This window comes from Gemmatimonadetes bacterium SCN 70-22 (assembly GCA_001724275.1).
Lineage (GTDB): Bacteria > Gemmatimonadota > Gemmatimonadetes > Gemmatimonadales > Gemmatimonadaceae > SCN-70-22.
Map to the genome: position 1 here is coordinate 76,736 of MEDZ01000024.1, position 19,082 is coordinate 95,817.

General features: G+C 71.2%; 15 protein-coding genes. 9 read left to right on the forward strand and 6 right to left on the reverse strand.

What is annotated here, in order from left to right; genetic code table 11:
• Positions 1–15: 15 nt before the first annotated feature.
• Positions 16–804 carry a hypothetical protein gene (locus ABS52_12785; GenBank protein ODT02687.1) on the reverse strand — a complete coding sequence of 263 codons (789 nt, stop codon included), beginning with the start codon at positions 802–804 and terminating at the stop codon, positions 16–18.
• A 102-nt stretch (positions 805–906) separates the two neighbouring features.
• On the opposite strand from ABS52_12785, the gene ABS52_12790 reads away from it, so the two are divergent.
• From ABS52_12790 to ABS52_12800, 3 genes are read left to right on the forward strand one after another with little or no spacing between them, the layout of a single operon-like run.
• Complete coding sequence (locus ABS52_12790) at positions 907–1,548, forward strand: hypothetical protein (GenBank protein ODT02688.1); 642 nt, start codon at positions 907–909, stop codon at positions 1,546–1,548.
• Between the two features lie 18 nt (positions 1,549–1,566).
• Positions 1,567–4,533 (forward strand): hypothetical protein, encoded by a 2,967-nt coding sequence (locus ABS52_12795; protein ODT02689.1) that lies wholly within the window; start codon positions 1,567–1,569, stop codon positions 4,531–4,533.
• A gap of 43 nt (positions 4,534–4,576) precedes the next feature.
• Positions 4,577–4,993 (forward strand): peptide-methionine (R)-S-oxide reductase, encoded by a 417-nt coding sequence (locus ABS52_12800; GenBank protein ODT02690.1) that lies wholly within the window; start codon positions 4,577–4,579, stop codon positions 4,991–4,993.
• A gap of 171 nt (positions 4,994–5,164) precedes the next feature.
• Here ABS52_12800 and ABS52_12805 read toward each other — a convergent pair whose 3' ends face one another.
• Positions 5,165–6,703: a transcription termination factor Rho gene (locus ABS52_12805; protein ID ODT02691.1), complete on the reverse strand. Its 1,539-nt coding sequence runs from the start codon at positions 6,701–6,703 to the stop codon at positions 5,165–5,167.
• A gap of 554 nt (positions 6,704–7,257) precedes the next feature.
• On the opposite strand from ABS52_12805, the gene ABS52_12810 reads away from it, so the two are divergent.
• The 3 genes from ABS52_12810 (at position 7,258) to ABS52_12820 (ending at position 11,090) form a co-directional block, all read left to right on the forward strand.
• Complete coding sequence (locus ABS52_12810) at positions 7,258–7,851, forward strand: hypothetical protein (protein ODT02692.1); 594 nt, start codon at positions 7,258–7,260, stop codon at positions 7,849–7,851.
• A gap of 67 nt (positions 7,852–7,918) precedes the next feature.
• Positions 7,919–10,090: a hypothetical protein gene (locus ABS52_12815; protein ODT02693.1), complete on the forward strand. Its 2,172-nt coding sequence runs from the start codon at positions 7,919–7,921 to the stop codon at positions 10,088–10,090.
• Positions 10,091–10,103: 13 nt separating this feature from the next.
• Complete coding sequence (locus ABS52_12820) at positions 10,104–11,090, forward strand: hypothetical protein (protein ID ODT02694.1); 987 nt, start codon at positions 10,104–10,106, stop codon at positions 11,088–11,090.
• Between the two features lie 9 nt (positions 11,091–11,099).
• Here the strand turns inward: ABS52_12820 and ABS52_12825 are convergent, their stop codons facing one another.
• The 4 genes from ABS52_12825 to ABS52_12840 all read right to left on the reverse strand — a co-directional run bounded on the left by ABS52_12825 (position 11,100) and on the right by ABS52_12840 (position 15,240).
• Positions 11,100–11,333 carry a hypothetical protein gene (locus tag ABS52_12825; protein ID ODT02695.1) on the reverse strand — a complete coding sequence of 78 codons (234 nt, stop codon included), beginning with the start codon at positions 11,331–11,333 and terminating at the stop codon, positions 11,100–11,102.
• Positions 11,330–12,589 (reverse strand): hypothetical protein, encoded by a 1,260-nt coding sequence (locus tag ABS52_12830; GenBank protein ID ODT02696.1) that lies wholly within the window; start codon positions 12,587–12,589, stop codon positions 11,330–11,332. Before ABS52_12830 ends, ABS52_12825 begins: the two co-directional genes overlap by 4 nt.
• A 65-nt stretch (positions 12,590–12,654) precedes the next feature.
• Positions 12,655–14,472: a hypothetical protein gene (locus tag ABS52_12835; protein ID ODT02697.1), complete on the reverse strand. Its 1,818-nt coding sequence runs from the start codon at positions 14,470–14,472 to the stop codon at positions 12,655–12,657.
• A 66-nt stretch (positions 14,473–14,538) separates the two neighbouring features.
• Positions 14,539–15,240, reverse strand: coding sequence for a DNA-binding response regulator (locus ABS52_12840; protein ODT02698.1), 702 nt, complete (start codon positions 15,238–15,240; stop codon positions 14,539–14,541).
• Positions 15,241–15,342: 102 nt separating this feature from the next.
• Between ABS52_12840 and ABS52_12845 the strand changes: the two genes are divergently transcribed.
• From ABS52_12845 to ABS52_12855, 3 genes are all read left to right on the forward strand, one after another.
• On the forward strand, positions 15,343–15,789 hold the full coding sequence (locus tag ABS52_12845; GenBank protein ID ODT02699.1) for a hypothetical protein: 447 nt from the start codon (positions 15,343–15,345) through the stop codon (positions 15,787–15,789).
• Positions 15,790–15,966: 177 nt separating this feature from the next.
• Positions 15,967–16,506, forward strand: a complete 540-nt coding sequence (locus tag ABS52_12850) for a hypothetical protein (GenBank protein ID ODT02700.1) — start codon at positions 15,967–15,969, stop codon at positions 16,504–16,506.
• A 201-nt stretch (positions 16,507–16,707) separates the two neighbouring features.
• Positions 16,708–18,816: a hypothetical protein gene (locus ABS52_12855; protein ID ODT02701.1), complete on the forward strand. Its 2,109-nt coding sequence runs from the start codon at positions 16,708–16,710 to the stop codon at positions 18,814–18,816.
• Positions 18,817–19,082: the final 266 nt, after the last annotated feature.

The following is a 19,082-nucleotide window of genomic DNA, read 5'->3' on the forward strand; positions in this document are numbered from 1 at the left end:
GGGCGCTCGCCATGCTCAGCGCGCGTACCGGCCCCGGTCCTGCTCGGCCAGTGCCATCACCCGCGCCATGACCACGTCGGTTATCTGCTTGTAGGTGCTCCCCTTGCCGGGGAGGGCGAGGTATTCGGCGAGGTCCACTGGGGCGTCGAACCAGAGGCGAATGGGCTCGCCGCCGGTCCAGTTGCGCCTCACCTGCGTGACGATGTCGTTGTCGAGCCCCGCGATGAAGGTCGGGATGACGATGGGGCGAGCGGCATGGATGATCTTCCCCGTCCCTGGCTGGAAGCGCATGAAGGAGTAGGGATCGGGATCACGGTTGCGTCCCCCTTCGGGGTGGATCCCCAGGATGTGCCCCGGCCCCTGCGAACACAGCTCCACGAGGAGGTCCAGCGCATAACGATCGCTCGCGCCGTGGGTCGGAAGGGCGAAGAGCGGGGGGAACATCGACCAGAAGGCGAAGAACTGGTTGAGCGCCAGTCCGACGAGCGATTGGTAGTAGTACTGGCCGACGACCGGAAAATAGAGTCGCTTGCGCCCGGGAAGCTCGCGGTGGACGAGGCTCGAGACCACGAACATGTCGAAGTACGTCCGGTGGTTCGCCACGAACAGGAGCGGACCTCGTGCGTAGGCGTCGCGCACGTGCTCGAATCCCTCCGTGCGCAGGAGCCGGCCGGTGGCGAGGGCGATCCACGTCGCCCCGATGGCCGACTGGCACCACGTCCATGCTCCCTTCAGGGGCTCGCGGTTCATGCGTAGGGCGATCTCCACGATCGAGCGCTCGAGCGGCGAGAGCGCCCGCCGCACCTCCTCGGGGAGGGGGCGATGAAGGATCGTTGGCGGAGGCGCGTCGCCCGGCGCCGGCGCGTCGTCTCGCACTAGTGGCCTCGCCCCAGCCCCGGGCGCACGGTGCGCGACGCCCTGCTGGCACACGGCGCCCCGGGGATGCACCTTCCGTGGCGACGCGCGCGCCCTGGCGCCGGCGCCGGGAGGGGAGGGGAAGTCCGGGTGGTGGGGAGTGGCGTCATGCGCATGGAAGGGTGCGACGCGCGCACGCGAATGGGAAGCGGTCGCTGGGGCGTCGGCACGGACGAATGGCGAGGAGGGGGACGTTCGATGGAAGTCTTTCACGCGGGTGGATTCTGGGGAGCATGGTACCTCCTGCTCTGGACAGCCGTTGTCCCGTTCGTGTTCATGCTCGGGTGGACGCTCCTGCACGTGAGCGCCACGAACAGCGCGGAGGAGAACACCTGGCTCAACGGGGCGGTCCTCGGGGCGTTCTTCGTCCTCATCGTCACCTCCTTCCTCAGCGCCATCCTCTTCGCGCGCGCCCAGCCGTCGCGCACGTGGTGGACCTACGTCTCCTGGCTGACGGTGCACTTCGTCTTCTGGACCTTCCTCGGCTCGGGGATCTTCTTCGCCTCGCTTTCGGCGCTGGCCGCCGGGCCGCGCCTGGTGATGCGACGCGTCGCGGCGTTCCTGGCCGTCGTCGGTGTGGTCGTCGTGCACGTGGCGCAGCTCTACGTGGCGTACCGATTCCGCACCCGGTAGCACCCCTCACCCCTGCGCATGCCCCTCCCCCTCCTGCTCGCTGCCGCCCTCCTGCAGGGCGCCGCCTCGCCGTCGCCCGCCCCCGCCACTGCCACGGCACAAGCCCATGCGACGCAGCCGCCGATGCGCGACCCGGCTTTCGCGCCCGATGGCCGGCTCGCCGTCAGCATCGATGGCGACCTCTGGGTGCAGCGAGGCCCCGGGCGCGACGCCGGCTGGTTGCGGCTGACGGCCGGGGGGGCGTGGGACCGGGAGCCCGCGTGGTCCCCGGATGGCGCGTCGCTCGTCTTCACCTCCGATCGCGCGGGCGGGCTCGACCTGTGGCGCGTCGCGGTGCGAGACGGCGGGGCGGGGGAGCCGGAGCGCCTCACCTCCGATCGTGACGACGACACGGAGCCCTCGGTGGGGCCAGGCGGGGCCATCGTCTTCACGCGCGGGCGCGGGAGCCAGGCCCGCCTCTGGGTGCGCGACGCCAACGGCGCCGAGCGGCGGCTGACGCGGCACGAGCTCCCCGAGCGATGGGGGACATGGTCGCCCGACGGGGAGCGCATGGCCTATGTGCAGCTGACGGAGACCGGGCGCCGGCTGCGCGTACGCGGGGCGGGAGAGCAGGCCGGCGACACGGTCGTGGTCTCCGACCGCGCGGTGGAGCGCCCGGCCTGGGCGCCCGACGGCACGCGCCTGGCCTTCGGGTCCGCCACCCCGCGTGCCGCGACCTATGTGGCGGCGCGCGATGGCCGCTATGTGAACGTGGCCACGTTCGTCCGCGGAAGCGTCGCCTGGTCGCCCGATGGCCGGTGGCTCGCGGTGGCGGAGTCCGAGGGAGAGGAGCCGGGATACAACGGCGACCCGCAGCGCCTCCGCGACCGGGTGGCGGAGTCGTTAGGCAACGTGGCCAGGCTGCAGTGGGTGGACGCGCCCGTCGCGCCACGCGAGGCGGCGGCGATGGCGTCCCCGCCCGCCGTGCCCGACCGCCGGGCGCGCAACGCCGAGCTGTTCGACCGCATCTGGGAGCGCCTCGACCGGCTGTACTTTGCCGCCCCATCGCCGGCCGCCCCATCGCCGGCCGCCCGTCGCCAGGACTGGCGGACGCTGCGCGATGCGTACCGCCCGCGGGCGCTCGCCGCCGCCTCGGACGTCGAGCTCGAGCGCGTCGTCCACCGCATGCTCCGCGAGCGCCCGCCATTCCGCGACGAGGCGGTCGGGCGCGCGGCCGTCTCGAGCGCCCACCCGCTGGCCACCGAGGCGGGACTCGAGGTGATGCGCAAGGGCGGGAACGTGGTCGATGCCGCCGTCGCGGTGTCGTTCGCGTTAGGCGTGGTCGAACCGGACGCCAGCGGGATGGGCGGCTATGGCGAGATGCTCATCCACCTCGAGGGGATGGAGCGCCCGGTCCTGTTCGAGTTCATGGCGCGCGTCCCCGAGGAGGCGGGACTCTCCAACGCGTCGCTGCTGCAGGACGGGCGCTACCCGCCGGACGGCCCCGTCCTGGCCATGGTCCCCGGCACGGTCGCCGGGATGCATGCGGCGTGGAAGAAGCACGGGAGCGGCAAGGTACCGTGGAGCGACCTCCTCGCCCCGGCCATCCGCGCGGCGCGCGACGGCTACGTGGTGAGCGATGGCCTGGCCACCACGCTCATGCGCGAGCGCGCCGCCTTCGCCAAGTACGAGGGGAGCCGGGCGCTCTTCTTCCGCGACGGCACGCCGCTGGCCGCCGGCGACACGATCCGTAACCCCGACCTCGCATGGACGCTGGAGCAGGTGGCCAAGGGGGGCGCCGATGGCTTCTACCGCGGCGAGGTGGCGCGACGCCTCGTGCAGGACCTGCGCGGGAAGGGGAGCGCCATGCGCCCGGCCGACCTGGCCCGCTACTTCGCCGCCGAGCGCGAGCCCGTGCACGCCACCTACAGGGGGAATGCGGTCTTCTCCAGCGCGCCGCCGGTGGGCGGCGGGGCGCTCCTGGCCGCGCAGCTCAACAACCTGGAACGCTTCGGCGTCCCGCGTCCCTACGCCGACGACGCCCCCTCGCTGCACGCGATGATCGCCGCCTGGCAGCTGGCGCCGTCTTTGCGCAACCGGATCGCCGATCCGTCGCTGTGGCCCGTCAACACCGAGCCCTTCACCAGCAAGGACACGGCGGCGGTGCGCTGGCGCTGCTTCACCCCGGGGCGCGCCCTCGACCCAGCCATCTTCCGCGGTGACACGCTGCGGTGTGCTGCGCCCGCTCTCCCGAAGGAGGGGCACGCGGCGCGCGGCGCGCGCGACGACGCCCCGGAGCGAGACGCCGAGCTCGCCCCCGGCGCGTGGGGGGCCCGCGACGAGTGCGCGGGGCTCGACCACGCCTCGGGGAGTGACTGTCGCCCGCAGGGGACGACCGCCTTCGCGGTCGGCGACGCCGAGGGCAACCTCGTGGCGGTGACGCAGACGCTGGGGACGTGGGGGGGGAACTTCTACGTCACCCCCGGACTAGGCTTCCTGTACAACGACAAGCTCACGTCGTACGGGACCGATCCGGGGAGCTACGGCGCCCGCCTCCCTTATGCGCGTCACGGGAGCACCTTGGCGCCGACGATCGTCTTCCGCGGCGAGGGCTCGGCCCGGCGCCCCTGGTTCGCCCTGGGGGCGGCCGGGAACGCCTGGATCACCTCGGCCGTCTACCAGACACTGGTGGGGATGAGCGACCTCGGGCTGGGGCCGCAGCGTGCGCTCGAGCTGCCACGCTTTCTCTCCGGACAGAGAGGGGGAGGGGGGGCGCCCGGTTCGCGCGTTCCGGTCATCGACCTCGAGGATGGCTTCTCCCCGGATGTCGTGGCCACGCTGCGCGACATGGGGTATCGCCTGGAGATGATCTCGCTGAAGGGGGAGCTGCGCATGGGATACGGCGCGGCGGTGATGATCGACGGCGCACGCGTGCGGGGAGGAGGCGATCCCCGCCGCGCCGGCACGGCCGGCGCCATTGCGGGTGCAAGCGCCGGGACGAAGTGAGCGAGGGGCACGGTGCGCCTCGCGGTGACGAAGTGAGGGTGCCATGAGCGACAAGGTCAGGATGTCGGATGACGAGTGGGCGGCGCAGTTGACGCCCGAGCAGTTCCAGATCACCAGGCGGAAGGGGACCGAGCGCGCCTTCACCGGTGCGTACTGGGACCACCACGCGAGCGGCACGTATCATTGCGCCTGCTGCGGGGAGCCGCTGTTCTCGTCGGAGACGAAGTACGATTCGGGGAGCGGGTGGCCCAGCTTCTGGGCACCCATCTCGGCGGAGGCGGTGGCGACGGAGGGCGATCACTCGCACTTCATGCGCCGAACCGAGGTGCTGTGCCGGCGTTGCGACGCGCACCTGGGCCACCTCTTCGACGACGGCCCCCAGCCGTCGGGGCTGCGCTACTGCATGAACTCCGCCTCGCTGCGCTTCCAGTCCGGGGACGGCGAGGGCGAGTCGAGGTAGGCGCCCCGCGCCCCCTCCCGAGCGCGCCGCCCGCCGCCCGGTGGAATGCAGCTGCGAGTAGGGTGGGACACAGGTGGAAGAACGTCGGCAAAGGAAAGGGGCCCTGCCGCACTCCGTGCGCCAGAGCCCCTCGTCTTCTCGTCTTCTCGTCTTCTCGTCTTCTGCCCCTATCTACAGTCCCGCAAGCAGCGCGTCGTTGTTCGTCGTCGCCGCGATGCGCTTGATGAGCCATTCCATCGCGCTCTGCGGCGGCATCTGCTGCAACCCGCGGCGGAGGGTGTAGATCGCATCGAGCTGCCCATCCTTGTAGAGCTTCTCCTCGCGGCGCGTGCCGCTGGCCGCGATGTCGAAGGCGGGGAAGATGCGCTTCTCGGCGAGCGAGCGATCGAGCTTGATCTCGCAGTTGCCGGTCCCCTTGAACTCCTCGAAGATCACCTCGTCCATGCGCGACCCGGTCTCGACGAGCGCGGTGGCGATGATCGTGAGGCTTCCGCCGCCGTCCTTGGGGTGCACGGCGCGTGCGGAACCGAAGAAGGCCTTGGGCTTGGCCATGGCGCTCGTGTCCAGTCCCCCCGACATCGTCCGTCCGGAGCCACGCTCGGCGGTGTTGTGGGCGCGCGCCATGCGGGTGAGCGAGTCGAGGACGATGACGACGTCCTTCCCCATCTCCACCATGCGCCGCGAATGCTCGAGCACCATCTCGCAGACCTCGACGTGGCGCGGGGCCGGCTGGTCGAAGGACGACGCGACCACTTCTCCCACTCCCCACGAGATGGCCTCGCTCACTTCCTCCGGGCGCTCGTCGACGAGGAGGATGATGAGGACGGCGTTGGGATGGTTGACGGCGATCCCTTCCGTGATGGCATGGAGGAGCATCGTCTTGCCGGCGCGCGCCGGGGCGACGATGAGGGCGCGCTGCCCGTAGCCGATGGGGGCCACGAGGTCGATGGCGCGGCGGGTGAGCTCGGGGCCACCCTTGGCCGGGCGCCCGGTTTCCAGCGTTAGGCGCCGCTCGGGATATGTGGCCGTGAGCGAGCCGAAGTCCGGGCGCCGCCCGAGTTCGGTGATGGCGACGCCGTTGATCTGCACCACCTCGACGCAGACGTTGCGCCCGCGATGGTCGCGCGCGGTGGTGGCGGCCACCTGGTCGCCGCGGCGCAGCGTGTACTGCCGTACGAGCTGCGGCGGAATCCACGCGTCGCCATGATCGGCGAGGTAGCTGTTGGATGCGCGGCGAATGAAGCCGCCGTCGCGCGAGGAATCGAACCAGCCGAGCGTCTCGCCGTCGGCGACGAGCGGCTGCGGCGGCGCCTGCGGCTGTCCCTCGCCTCCGCGCCCGCGCCCGTTCCGCCGCCGGCTGCGGCGACCGCGGCGTCCGCCGCCTTCGCCGTCGCGGCGCTGGAACTCGTGGCGGGAGGGGCGCTCGCCACCGGGTTGCGCCTCGCGGGGGGCACTCGCCTCCCGGACGCCGTCCCCCTCGTCGGCTCCGCTCGGGGCATCGCTGGCGGGTGGCGCTCCCTCCTCGGTCGGGGTCGCGCGCGCCTCGCGCGGCGGCTCCGATTCGACGCCTTCCGGTGCGCCCCCCTCGGCGCTCGCGCCCTCGGCCTCGCCATCACGATAGGGGTTCGGCTCGGCGTACGGTTCGGCGCCCTGCTGGCGCTTGGTGTACGGCTTCCGGCCGCGACGATAGGGGCGTCGGCGTTCGGTCATTCAGTGGGAATGGTGTGGGTGTGAGCAGGCGAGCGAGCGGCACGGCCGCGCGACAACGCGAATACGGACTGGTGTCCTGAGGAGTTCGGTCGGAACGCGCCGGGCGCAAAGCGATCGGCGCTGGAGGACCTGGGGACCGGAGTTTCGAGCTGTGAGGGACGACTCGTGCGATCGTCGCACCGATCACGTCGTCAACGTGCAACGCGGAAACCTCACGCGCTGCTGATGACCACTACCGCCAAATCGCGACCGCGTAAGGCCACCTCCCGGGGGTGCCGGGACACTGCCGGGGCCAGTGCGGCGCAGTACCTCGCAGTACCTGAGGCGGTTGTACCCCGCCCGCGGATACTGTGAGTATCGCACCCCTCCGCCATTCGCGCAAGCAGCGCCTTTCCTTACAGACCAGCGACGAGCGCGCGGGGCAACATCCGGCACGCTCGCCCCCGCGGCCCCGGGCGAGGGCGCGCGGTCGCCCCTCCCCACGCCCCCCTGGCCCCCCTCGCCATCGTCGCACGCTTCGGCGCCGGTCCTTGGGAGGGGCGCTATCTTGCAGCATGACCGCACCCGTCCCTGGACTTTCCGGCGAGCTGGCGTCGATCGTCGCCGACTATCACACCCATTCCAACATCGCGGAGCTGAAGGAACGCGTGCAGGCGCTCGCGCGAACGGCGACGCCTGACGCGGTGGTCGTGGCCGCGGAGCCGTATCGCGATGCGCCGGAGATCGTCGCCCCGCTGTACGAGGTGGTCGTCGAGGCGCAGCCCGACAATGCGCGTGCGCTGGTCGTGTTGGCCAATGCGTACTGGCTGATGGGGATAGGGCCGGACGTCGTCGGCGTACTCGCGAGCAGGGCCATCGCCGCCGACCCCGGCAACCGCGGCGCGTGGCACCTCTGGGCGCTTTCCGAATCGGATCCGCGCCAGCGGGTGGGGCGGTGGCAGCAAGTCGTCGCGCGCTTCCCGGGGGACGATCTCGCGCTGGCCAACGTCGCCGACAATGCCACGGGCGTCGCGGGGAACGAGCAGGACTACGAGATGCTCGACCTCGCCGTGGCGGCCTACGAGTCGCTGCTCGAACGCGCGGAGCACCAGGCCCAGCGCGACGCGCTGGAAACCGCCCTGAAGGCGCTGCGGGGGTGGAAGTTCTAGCGGGCGTCCGGGGAAACCTTCGGGGGCGTATCCCGTATCAGGGAGGTACGCCCCTCCTCGAGAGTCGATGACGCTTCGCGCTTCGCTCGTCGCGCACTGGCAGTCGCTGCGCGCGGCCTTTCGCCTCGACCCCGGCAATCCGCCCCGTGTCTGGTTGCGCCGTCATCGGCGCGCCGTCGTCGGGGTGTCGGCTCTCGTGCTCGGCGCCGCGGCCTTCGATGCCTGGGTGGTCACCTGCGGCTTCGCCGGCTGTCCCACGCCCGCCGCGATCCGCGCCTTTCGCCCTCCCGAAGGGGGGCGGGTGCTGGACCGCAACGGTCGCCTGATCGGCCGGCTGGCGCCGGTGAGGCGGGTGAACGTCCCGCTCGCCCGCGTCCCGGCGCACGTGCGCCAGGCCTTCATCGCCACCGAGGACCGTCGCTTCTATGCGCACGCCGGGATCGACTGGCGCGGCTTCGCGCGGGCGGCGTGGCGTAACGTCACCGCGCTCGGGGTGCGCGAGGGCTTCAGCACGATCACGATGCAGGTGGCGCGCAACACCTTCATCGCCGAGCACCGCGCGCTCGACCGCTCGTTGGGGCGCAAGCTGCTCGAGTTGCGGCTGGCGAGACTGCTGGAGCGCCACCTCACGAAGGACGAGATCCTCGAGCGCTACCTCAACGTCATCTACCTCGGCAACGGGGTGTACGGGGTGGAGGGGGCGAGCCGCGACCTGTTCGGGAAGGGGGTCGAGGACGTGACGATTGCCGAGGGGGCGCTGCTGGCGGCGCTCCCGAAGGGGCCATCGGCGTACACCCCGCGCCGCAACCCGGCGCGCGCCTTGGCACGACGGGACCTGGTCCTTGGCCTCATGCGCGACGCCGGCTACCTGGACGACATCGGGGTGGTGGCGGCACGCGCGGAGCGGCTCGCGATCGCGCGCCGTGAGTGGTCGCCTCCCCAGCCGAACGAGTCGTTCGCGCTGGATGCCGTGCGCTCGACGGTCGACTCGGTCCTGCGGAGCGCGGGGGAGCGCATGTCGGAGCTGACCGTGTACACCACCCTCGACCTCACCGCCCAGCGGGAGGCGGAGCGGGCGGTGCGGGTGCACGCCGACCGGATTGCGCGCGAGGCGTCGTGGGAGCGGGGGCGTGACGATGCCTCCGCGGAGCTGCAGGGCGCCATGGTGGCCCTCGACCCTCGGACCGGCGACATCCGTGCTCTCGTGGGCGCACGCCGCTACGAGCGGGGGAGCTTCAACCGCGCGCTCGCCGCCCGGCGACAGCCCGGGTCGGCCTTCAAGCCGTTCGTCTACGCGGCCGCCCTCACCGCCGGATTCACCCCGGCGACGATCGTCGACGACGAACCGATCTCCATCGAGACCGGGAACGACGTGTGGACGCCCGCCAACTATGGCGACGAGTATCGCGGGCGGGTGACGCTGCGCCAGGCGTTGGCGCAGTCCGCCAATGCGGCGACGGTGCGGGTCTCGCGGGCGGTGGGGGAGAGTCGCGTGGTCGACGTCGCCCACCGCAACGGGATCTCGAGCCACCTGCAGGTGGTGCCGTCGATCGCGTTGGGCGCCGTGGAGGTCACCCCGCTCGAATTGGTGACCGCCTACGCCCCGTTCGCCAACGGCGGGCTCCGGGTGACCCCGCGACTGGTGCGGCGGATCGAACGGAGCGACGGAAGCCTCCTGTGGGCCACGCCGGTGACGACGACCCCGGTGATGGATCCGCGCGATGCCTTCCAGCTCACCTCGATGCTGCGCTCGGTGGTGGACGAGGGGACGGGGCGCGCGGTGCGCGCGGCCGGCATTACCGGCCCGGTCGCGGGGAAGACGGGGACGACGAACAACGGGAGCGACGTCTGGTTCGTGGGATACACGCCGACCCTGGTCGCCGGCTTCTGGTTCGGCTACGACACGCCGCGTTCGCTCGGGGACGGGGCCAATGGCGGGCGGTTCGCGGCCCCCGCGTGGGCCGACTTCTATCGCCGCGGGTGGCGGGAGCGCGAGAACGGGGCCGCCTGGAAGGCTCCCGACGGCTTGATCAGCCGCGACATCGATCCGGCGACCGGGATGCTCGCCGAGGAGTGGTGCGAGACGCGTCGCCGCGAATGGTTCAAGCCCGGGACGGAGCCGACCGAGTATTCGTGCGAGTCGGCCAGGGACGACGACGCGTGGGTGTCCGGCTTCGAGCGCGCCATCGGCGACCGGATCGCGGAGGTCTTCCGGCGGATGGTTCGGCGGAGGATGTAGTTTGGGAGCCGGCATGACCTCCTCACGCATTTCCCTCGACCGGATCGCCCGCGCGGCGCGCGAGATCGACCCGGTCTTCCTGCGCTCGCCGCAGTTCCGTGCCGAATCGTTAGGCGCCTCGCTCGGGGCCGACGTCGTCGTCAAGGTCGAGGCGGTGAACCCGATCCGCTCCTTCAAGGGGCGTGGCGCCGACTTCTTCGTCCGCGAGCTCGCCGACGCATCCCGCCCCCTCGCCTGCGCCTCGGCGGGGAACTTCGGGCAGGGGCTGGCCTACGCGGCGCGCCGGCGCGCGATCGCCCTCGACGTCTTCGCCGCCGTCAACGCCAATCCGCTCAAGATCGAGCGCATGCGCGCCCTCGGGGCCCGCGTGCACCTGGCGGGACACGACTTCGACGCCGCCAAGGCGGCGGCCCGCGACCACGCCGCGCGGCATGGCGCCCGCTACGTCGAGGATGGGCGCGAGGTCGCCATCACCGAGGGAGCGGGGACGATCGGCGTCGAGCTCGCGACCTGGCCGGATCCCATCGACGTCCTCCTCGTCCCCCTGGGCAACGGCGCGCTCCTCGGCGGCGTGGCCACGTGGATGCGTGCCCACGCCCCGGCCACGAGCATCGTCGGCGTCTGCGCCGAAGGGGCGCCGTCGATGGCGCTCAGCTGGCGCGCGAGCCAACCGGTGGAGACCGAGAGTGCCAACACCATCGCCGACGGGATCGCCGTGCGTGTCCCGATCCCCGAGGCGGTCGCCGACATCCAGGCGCTGGTCGACGACATCGTCCTGGTCGACGACGTCGCCACGCTCGGCGCGATGCGGCGCCTGTTCGCCCATCTCGGGATCGTCGTGGAACCCGCGGGGGCGGTCGGGATCGGGGCGATGATCGCCGACCCGCGGCGCTGGGCGGGGAAGCGGGTCGCCACGATTCTCTGCGGAGGGAACCTCACCTTGGAGCAAGTGGGCGACTACGCGCTCACCGGGGCCCGGGAGGAACCGGGACGGCGCTGATCCGGACCGTCAGCGGCATGCCGAGCTCCCTCGCGCGGCCGGCGCGCGACCCGCGCGCGACCCGCGCGCGATCGGCGCACGAGCGGCGCGGGATCGGCGCACGAGCGGCGCGGGATCGGCGCACGAGCGGCGCGGGATCGGCGCACGATCGGCGCGGGATCGGCGCACGAGCGGCGCGGGATCGGCGCACGAGCGGCGCGCGCCCGACGCCCCCGGCGATCCCCCCTCGGCGTGATGCGTCACGCCGGGCGAAGGATCCCCGGATAGTCCAGCCGGCGCGCGTCGAACCCGGGGAAGACGCGGGTGAGGTCGGTGGCGCCGAAGTGCCGCTCGAGGACCTCGCAGAAGACCGAACGGAAGTCGGTCGTCAGGGCGAGGTCGCGCCCCTCGTAGAGCTGCTCCTGCTCCAAGCCGGGCCAGCGCCCGTGCACCTTGCCGCCGATCGCCCTCGCCCCGATGACGAACATGGCGCCGGCGTGCCCGTGATCGGTCCCGCCGGTCCCGTTCTGGCGGGCCATGCGCCCGAACTCGGACATCGTGAGGATCACGACGTCGTCCATCCGGTCGCCCATGTCGGTGACGAAGGCGCCGATACTGTCGCCGAAGTCGCGGAGGCGGTTGGCCAGCTGCCCCGTTCCGCTGCCCTGGTTCACGTGGGTGTCCCAACCGCCCACGTCGGCGAAGGCGACTTCGAGTCCGACGCCGGCCTCGATGAGCTGGGCGATCTCGCGCAGGCGCTGCCCGAAGGGGGTCCGCGGGTACTCGGCGCCGTGCTGCGGGAGGTAGCGCGCCGGGTTGGCGCTGCGGAGCATCTTCACCGCCTCGAACATCTCCTGCCCCGAGGCGTGGACGAGGTCGGCCGAGCCGGTGCGGTACAGCGCCTCGAGGCGCTCGGCCGACGAGCCGGCCGCCCGCACGGTGAAGTCGCCTAACGACGACATCGCCACCACGGGCGCCCCCCCGTCCAGGATGCGCGGTGTCTGGGCCGTCATCGACACGGCGCGGAAGGGGGTCGGGGAGCACGCCTCGCACGTCCCGGCCACCGCGAGGTAGCGGTTGAGCCATCCGTCGCGCGTCGACTTCCGGTCCGGGGTCCCCGACTCCATGTAATCCTGCGCGTCGAAGTGCGAGCGCGTCGCGCTCGGGCTCCCGACGGCGTGGATCGGGGCGAGCACTCCCTCGGCGTACAGGCGCTGGAGGGCGCCGAGCGCCGGGTGCAACCCGAAGAACCCATCGAGGTCCAGGGCGCTGGCCGCCTCGGCGCGCGACGGGCGTGCGATGCCGATGTCGGGGCGCAGGCGATAGTAGGCGGGCTCGCCGTGCGGAACGACGACGTTGAGGGCGTCGGCGGCGCCACGCTGGAAGAGGCAGACCAGGACCTTTCCCTTGCCGGCGCGGGGGAGCGCGGTCGCCAGCGCCGTGCGTCGCAGGAACGACGGCGAGAGGCCGAAGGTGGCCAGGGCCAGGGCGCCGGAGCGAACGAAGACGCGGCGATGCATGGATCCTGGGACGGGAGAGGGGAGGGGTACGGGGGGCGGGAGCGTGCGCGGGCGGATGCCTGCGGCTACCGCCTCTGGAACTCGGGACTGCCTAACGCCAAGCCGATGACCTGGTCGAGGCCGGCGAGGCGCGGCGCTCGGGCGCGGGGGCGCTCCGGCCGGCCGGGGGGGGCGGGCGCTGCCTGGTCCCTCCCCAGCAGCGGGTTCTCGCCGCGCACGAGGATCTCGCGGGTCTCCGGCGAGGCCTGTCCCCCGAGGAAGGCGTCGACGACCGCGTCGACCTGCGCCTCACGCGGGGCGTCCCGCAACCGATCGTACGGCGGCCACGACGCGACACGGGCACCGGGGATGCGGCTGGCGGCGATCGCCAGGCCGAAGTTGATCCGCTGGAGAATGGCGCCCGTGTTCATCCAGGGCTCCCCTGTCTCCGGCCAGCCGTCTGGGGCCTGGTGGCCGTAGATCGGCTGCCCGAGGCGTCCCACCATCATGGCGCTGACGGCGGAGGTGTCGGCTGCCGCGCCGAGGGCACGCGCCGCGCTCACCAACACTTCGAACGGTGACTTGACCTTGGCGCGGTAGGCCGGGCGTGAGAAGAACTCCGGCGAGGTGACGATCGTGCGCACGACCTCGCGGATGTCGCCGTCGGTGCGCCGGAACGTATCGGCCGCCCGATCGACGAGCGATGCAGGTGGTGTGTCGCTCACGAAGCGCACCGCCAGCTTGCGGGCGATGAAGCGGGCAGTAGAGGGGTGGCGTGCGAGGAGGTCGAGCACCTCCTCCCCATCCTCTATCCCGCGCCCGGCGCGAAGGTGCGTCCTCAGCACCACCTTGTCGCCGGCATCGTGCGCCGCGCCGTTGAACTGGAAGGCCGATCTGCCGCGGCGGGGAGGGCGAACGCTCCACCCGGTAAGGGCGCGCGCCACCTCGATGATGTCCCGCTGGGTGTAGCCGCCGTCCACGCCCAACGTGTGCAGCTCGAGGAGTTCGCGCGCATAGTTCTCGTTCAATCCCCTGGGGCGGCGCGCCTGGATGGTGTCGAGTCGCCGGCGCTGCTCCTCGCTCATCGTCGCGCGCCGGCGGGCCATCGCGGCGGCCACGCGGCGCTGGCGCATCGCCCCGCCCCGGTTGGCCAGCGTGGGGTGGGTGCTGTCGGCCACGCTCTGTGCGTTGTCGAGGTAGAGGAGCATGGCGGGGCTCTTCGCCACCGCGCCGAGGAGGTCACGGAAGCGTCCGAGAGCGTGGGGGCGGATTGCCTCGCGCTCGTAGTCGGCCAGGTAGTAGCGCAGCTGCCCCTTCCCGGCGAAGACCGAGAAGTGGTTGAGCCAGAAATCGGTCATGACCTCTTGCAGCTGCCGCTCGCTCCCGACCGCTCGTGCGACGCGCGCCGACAAGACCTCGCCGATCAGGCGGCGATTCTCGCGGGCCATCGCCCGGAGCTCGGCCGAATCGGTGGTGGCCAGGGTGTCGCCGCGCAGCCGCCGCCGGGCCAGGAGCGCGGCCGGCGGCGGGAAGTCGCGCAACAGTTCGCCGGCGTTGCGGTCCAGGGTCGCGTAGCTGGCGAGCACGTGCTCCATCGCGCGATCGGGGATGCGCGCGGGCTCGAGCTGCTGCGCGATCCACCGGTCGACGCCCATGCCGGTCACACGCTCGACGTCGCCGGGGCGCGGGCCAAAGGCGAGCCGTCCCAGGACGTGCCGCACTTGCTCCTCTCGCGTCAGCTCGCGAGGGAGCGCGCGATTGGGGTCGCGCTCGGTGGCGAGGGGACGAGCATCCGCGGTGGCCACCGGCGGAAGCGGTGGGGTGTGCTGCGCCCCGGCGGGGGCACAGGCCGCCACGCCGAGCAGCAGGGTCGAGCGGAGGAGGTGGGCGGCAACCGGTCGCATACGTCGAGTTCCCCCCAGCGTGGCTGTGGGGCGTTGGACGGACGACCTGGGGGCGCCGTTAACCGGTCAGTCGGCCTTGAGCATGTAGCCGACCCCGCGCACCGTATGGACGAGCGGCTTGTCGGCGTCCTGGTCGATTTTCTTGCGCAGGTAGTTGATGTAGACGTCGACGATGTTCGTCGTGGGGTCGAAGGGCTGCTTCCAGACCTGCTCCGAGATCTGCTCGCGGGTCACCGGCATCCCGGCGTGACGCACGAGGTACTCGAGGAGGGCGTATTCCTTCTGGGTCAGGGCGATGGCGCGTCCGCCACGGGTCACGTCGCGAGTGAGCGGGTTGACCGTCAGCTCCCCCACGCGCAGGAGGGTGGCCTCGTCGCGCATGGTGGCGCGGCGCAGGAGCGCCTTGACGCGCGCCAGCAGTTCGTCGTACTCGAACGGCTTGGAGAGGTAGTCGTCGGCCCCGGCTTCGAAGCCCTCGACCTTGTCGGGGACCGTGTCGCGCGCCGTGAGCATCAGGACCGGCGCGGTGAAGGCGCGCTCGCGCAGTTCCCGGGAGACCGCCAGGCCGTTGCGCTTGGGAAGGCCGATGTCCAGGATGACCAGGTCGGGCTTGCGGTCGAGCGCGACCTGAAGCCCTTCGTCGCCATCGGCGGCCGTGAGGACGCGATAGCCGTTGTCGGTCAGGGTGCGCTGCAGCACGTCCAGCACTTCGCGCCGGTCCTCGACGACGAGGATGGTCGCTTGCTGTGTCGTTGTTGACTGTTCCATGGGAGTCCGGATAGGCCCGATGGTTCAATATAGCCTGTATACAATTCCGGCAAGCGTGAGTGCCCCCTTGAGCGCCGGGCGTCGTCCCTCTTGCTTTCGCCCGTGCATTCCGACCGACTTCGCGCCGGGTTCTTCGTTGGCCTCCTCGCCGGGGCCGTTACTGCTGGGGCCCTCGTTGGCCTGGGGCTGCGCCATGGCACCGCGTCGGTGCCCTTCGAGATGGGGGGGAGGGCCCTCCTCACCTCCTGGCGGCTCGGGGTTTCCTCGAGCGGCGTCGCGCTACTGGTCGGCGCGATCGCGCACTTTCTGTGGATGGAGCTGTGGGGCGTGTGCTTCAACTCCGTCGCGACCGCGCTGCGGGGAACGGGGCTCGTGCTCGGCGCCCTCGTGTTCGCAATGGTGCTCGGCGCGCTCTCGGCGACCGTGATCCCGGGGGCGCTCGGGGCGGTCGCATTCGCCGCATTGACCACGGCACAGACTGCCTTCGTCCTCGCCCTCCTCGCTGGTGCGTTCATTGCGGGTATGGCCATGGTGCGCGACCGGCGCTGACGCGAAGGGATCTCGGTCACACGGGATCTGTCACGAAATCGAATCTTCAGCTTCGCGGTGTGTCCGATCGCGTGATGGCGGGGTCCTAGTGTTGTAAGGACTCCTGCTCCGATACGCGCCGTCGGACACGCCGGTCCGTCAGCGCACCGGGGCATTTCGTAGCGAGAAGGAGGGGAGATGGACGTCCTCGTGATGCTGGAGGATCGCCCCGAACACTCGACGGTGCTTGCGCACGTGAATTCCGTGCCGTCACCGCTCAACTTCGAGCGCCCCTCCCGGGACGTGGTCACGCTCTACGGAGCTGCCACCCCCGAGTCGTTGGCGCTCGCCTTGGCGGCGGCGGTCGAAGTTCATCGTGAGCCCCGAGAGCGCTCGGACACGATTCGGCACGTGGCACTCTGGCCCGAGCGCGGCGCGGTGGGCGACGCCGCGTGGCGAGATGAATCGACGGGACATCTCGTGACCAGCGACCTGGCCATCCCGTTCGCGGTGGTGCAGCAGACCGCGGAAGAGCTGCTCGCAGAGTGTGGTGCGGTGATCCGACGGCTGGTGGCAGGGCTCCTGATGCCCGACTGGCCCGAGGGCGCGCGCCGCGCCATCAGCTTCACCCTCACCCCACAGGCCATCCTTCCGGCGACCGCGGGGGGGCGTGCCGACGCGCTCCTCGACAGCTACCGGCAAGCCGTAGGCATCGACTACGACCACGACGGAGACTGAACGCCAGACCTGATCTGTCCGAGAGTTGCGGCGCGGGGCGTCCCTTCGGGGCGCCCCGCGTCTTCATTCTCGCCTGGCGCCGACGCGCGCGAGCTCGACCGCCGGGTCCGACGCCAATCGGGCGTTCGCTTCTTGACGCACTCATACACGCGCAGCAGCGTCTCCCCACATGTCACCATCCCACCACGGGAGACCAGTGCAATGCGTGAGTATCGCGCGACGGACATCCGAAATGTGGCGGTAGTCGGACACGGAGCCAGCGGCAAGACCACCTTGGTCGATGCCCTGAGCTTCGTGTCCGGCTCGAGTAAACGTCACGGATCCATCAAGGAGGGGACGACCCTCACCGACCATACCCCCGAAGAGATCGAGCGGGGTTACTCCATCAGCCTGGGGTGCGCCTACGCCGAGTGGATGGACACCAAGATCAACCTGATCGACACCCCGGGGTACCTCGACTTCCACGGTGACGCGGTCGCCGGCATCGCGGCGGCAGACGGTGTCATCTGCGTCGTGAGCGCCCAGTCCGGCGTCGAGGTCGGGACCGAGAAGGTGTTCAGGGAAGCGGTGTCCCGCGGCGACCCGGTCCTCTTCGCCGTCTCGCTGATGGACAAGGAACACGCCGATTTCGACCGCGTCTACCAGCAGGTCAAGGAGCGCCTCACCAGCAAGGTCGTCCCGGTCGAGATCCCGATCGGTGCGGGCCCCGGCTTCCGCGGCGTCATCAACCTCTTCACCCGGCGCGCCTACCTGTACACCCCCGGGTCCAGGAGCGGCGAATACACCGAGACCGAGATCCCCGAGGACTCCAGGGGCGCCGTCGAGCGGTACCATCAGGAGCTCATCGAGGCGATCTCGGCGACCGACGATGCGATGCTCGAGCGGTACCTCGAGGGCGTGGAAATCGGGCGCGACGAGGCGATCCAGGGGATGAAGGAGGCCATGAAGCGCATGGACCTCTTCCCGCTCTTCGCCGTCTCGGCCGAGCACGTGATCGGCATCCAGGCCATGCTCACCGAGCTCGTGCAACTCATGCCCTCGGCCTTCGAGATGGAGGAGATCCATGCCTTCAAGGGGGCCGAAGGCGACCATACCGTGGAGATCCACGCCGTCGATACCAATCCGTTCTCGGCGCTCGTCTTCAAGACCGTGTCCGAGCCGCACGTCGGCGAGGTGTCGTACTTCCGGGTCTTTTCCGGGACGGTGGGCAACGGGCAGGACGTGTACAATGCCACCCGCGACGGGGTGGAGAAGATGGGGCACTTGTGCGTGGCCCAGGGGAAGGAGCGGATCGAGGTGTCGGTCCTGCACGCCGGCGACATCGGGTGCGTGGCGAAGCTGAAGAACACGCACACGAACGACACGCTCTCCACGCGCGAGCATCCGGTTCGGCTCCCGCAGGTCGGCTTCCCCGAGCCGGTGGTGCACTTCGCGGTGCACGCCGCCTCGCGAAACGACGAGGAGAAGCTGCAACAGGGGCTGCACCGGCTGCACGACGAGGACCCGACGTTCGAGACGAGCTACAACGCCGAGACCCACGAGACGATCATCGCCGGGCTCGGCGAGCGGCACCTCGACGTGTCGCTGGCCAAGCTGCGCCGGAAGTACAACGTCTCGGCCGAGCTGACGAAGCCGCGGGTTGCCTATCGCGAGACGATCGTGGGGCGGGGCGAAGGGCAGGGGCGGCACAAGAAGCAGTCGGGCGGGCGCGGGCAGTTCGGCGACTGCTGGATTCGCATGGCGCCGCGCCCCCGCGGCGCGGGCTACGCCTTCGTCGACAAGATCGTCGGGGGGGTGATTCCCTCGGGCTTCCGTCCGGCGGTGGACAAGGGGATCCAGGAGGCGTCGGCGCGCGGGATCCTGGCCGGGTATCCCCTCGTCGATTTCGAGGTGGAGCTGTTCGACGGCTCGTACCACTCGGTGGACTCGAACGAGATGTCGTTCAAGATGGCGGGGATCCTGGGGTTCCGGGCCGTGGCGCCCAAGTGCAAGCCGATCCTCCTCGAGCCGCTCGACCAGGTCGAGATCACGACGCCCGACAGCTACCTGGGCGACGTGATGGGGAACCTGTCGGGGCGTCGCGGGCAGATCCTCGGGTCCGATTCGCCCGAGCCGGGCATGACGACGGTCAGGGCGCTCGTCCCGCAGGCGGAGTTGCACCTGTACGCCACCGACCTGAGCTCGCTGACGCATGGCCACGCCACCTACCGCCGGCGCTTCCACGGCTACGAGCAGATGCCCGCCGACGCGGCGCAGCGGGTGGTGGCCGAGGCGGCGAAGTCGAGAAAGGAGGAAGAAGAGGAGGCGTGAGCCTCCCGTGTCCGGGCCCCCGGATGGTCGTGAGGAGCCCGACCCCGAAGAGCCGTCCTTGCCCCGGCTCGCCCCACAGCGCGATGAGGTAGCGCGTGGTGGGAGAGGGCAGCGCCTGCCAGCTCGTCCCATCGAACCGGATGATGACGCCGTCCTCACCCAGCGCGTAGACGTCGGTGGGGCCCGTCCCCCAGACCGAACGCAGCGCCTTGTTGACCGGGCTTGGCATCGCGTACCAGCGCACCCCGTCGTAGCGCAGGATGGTT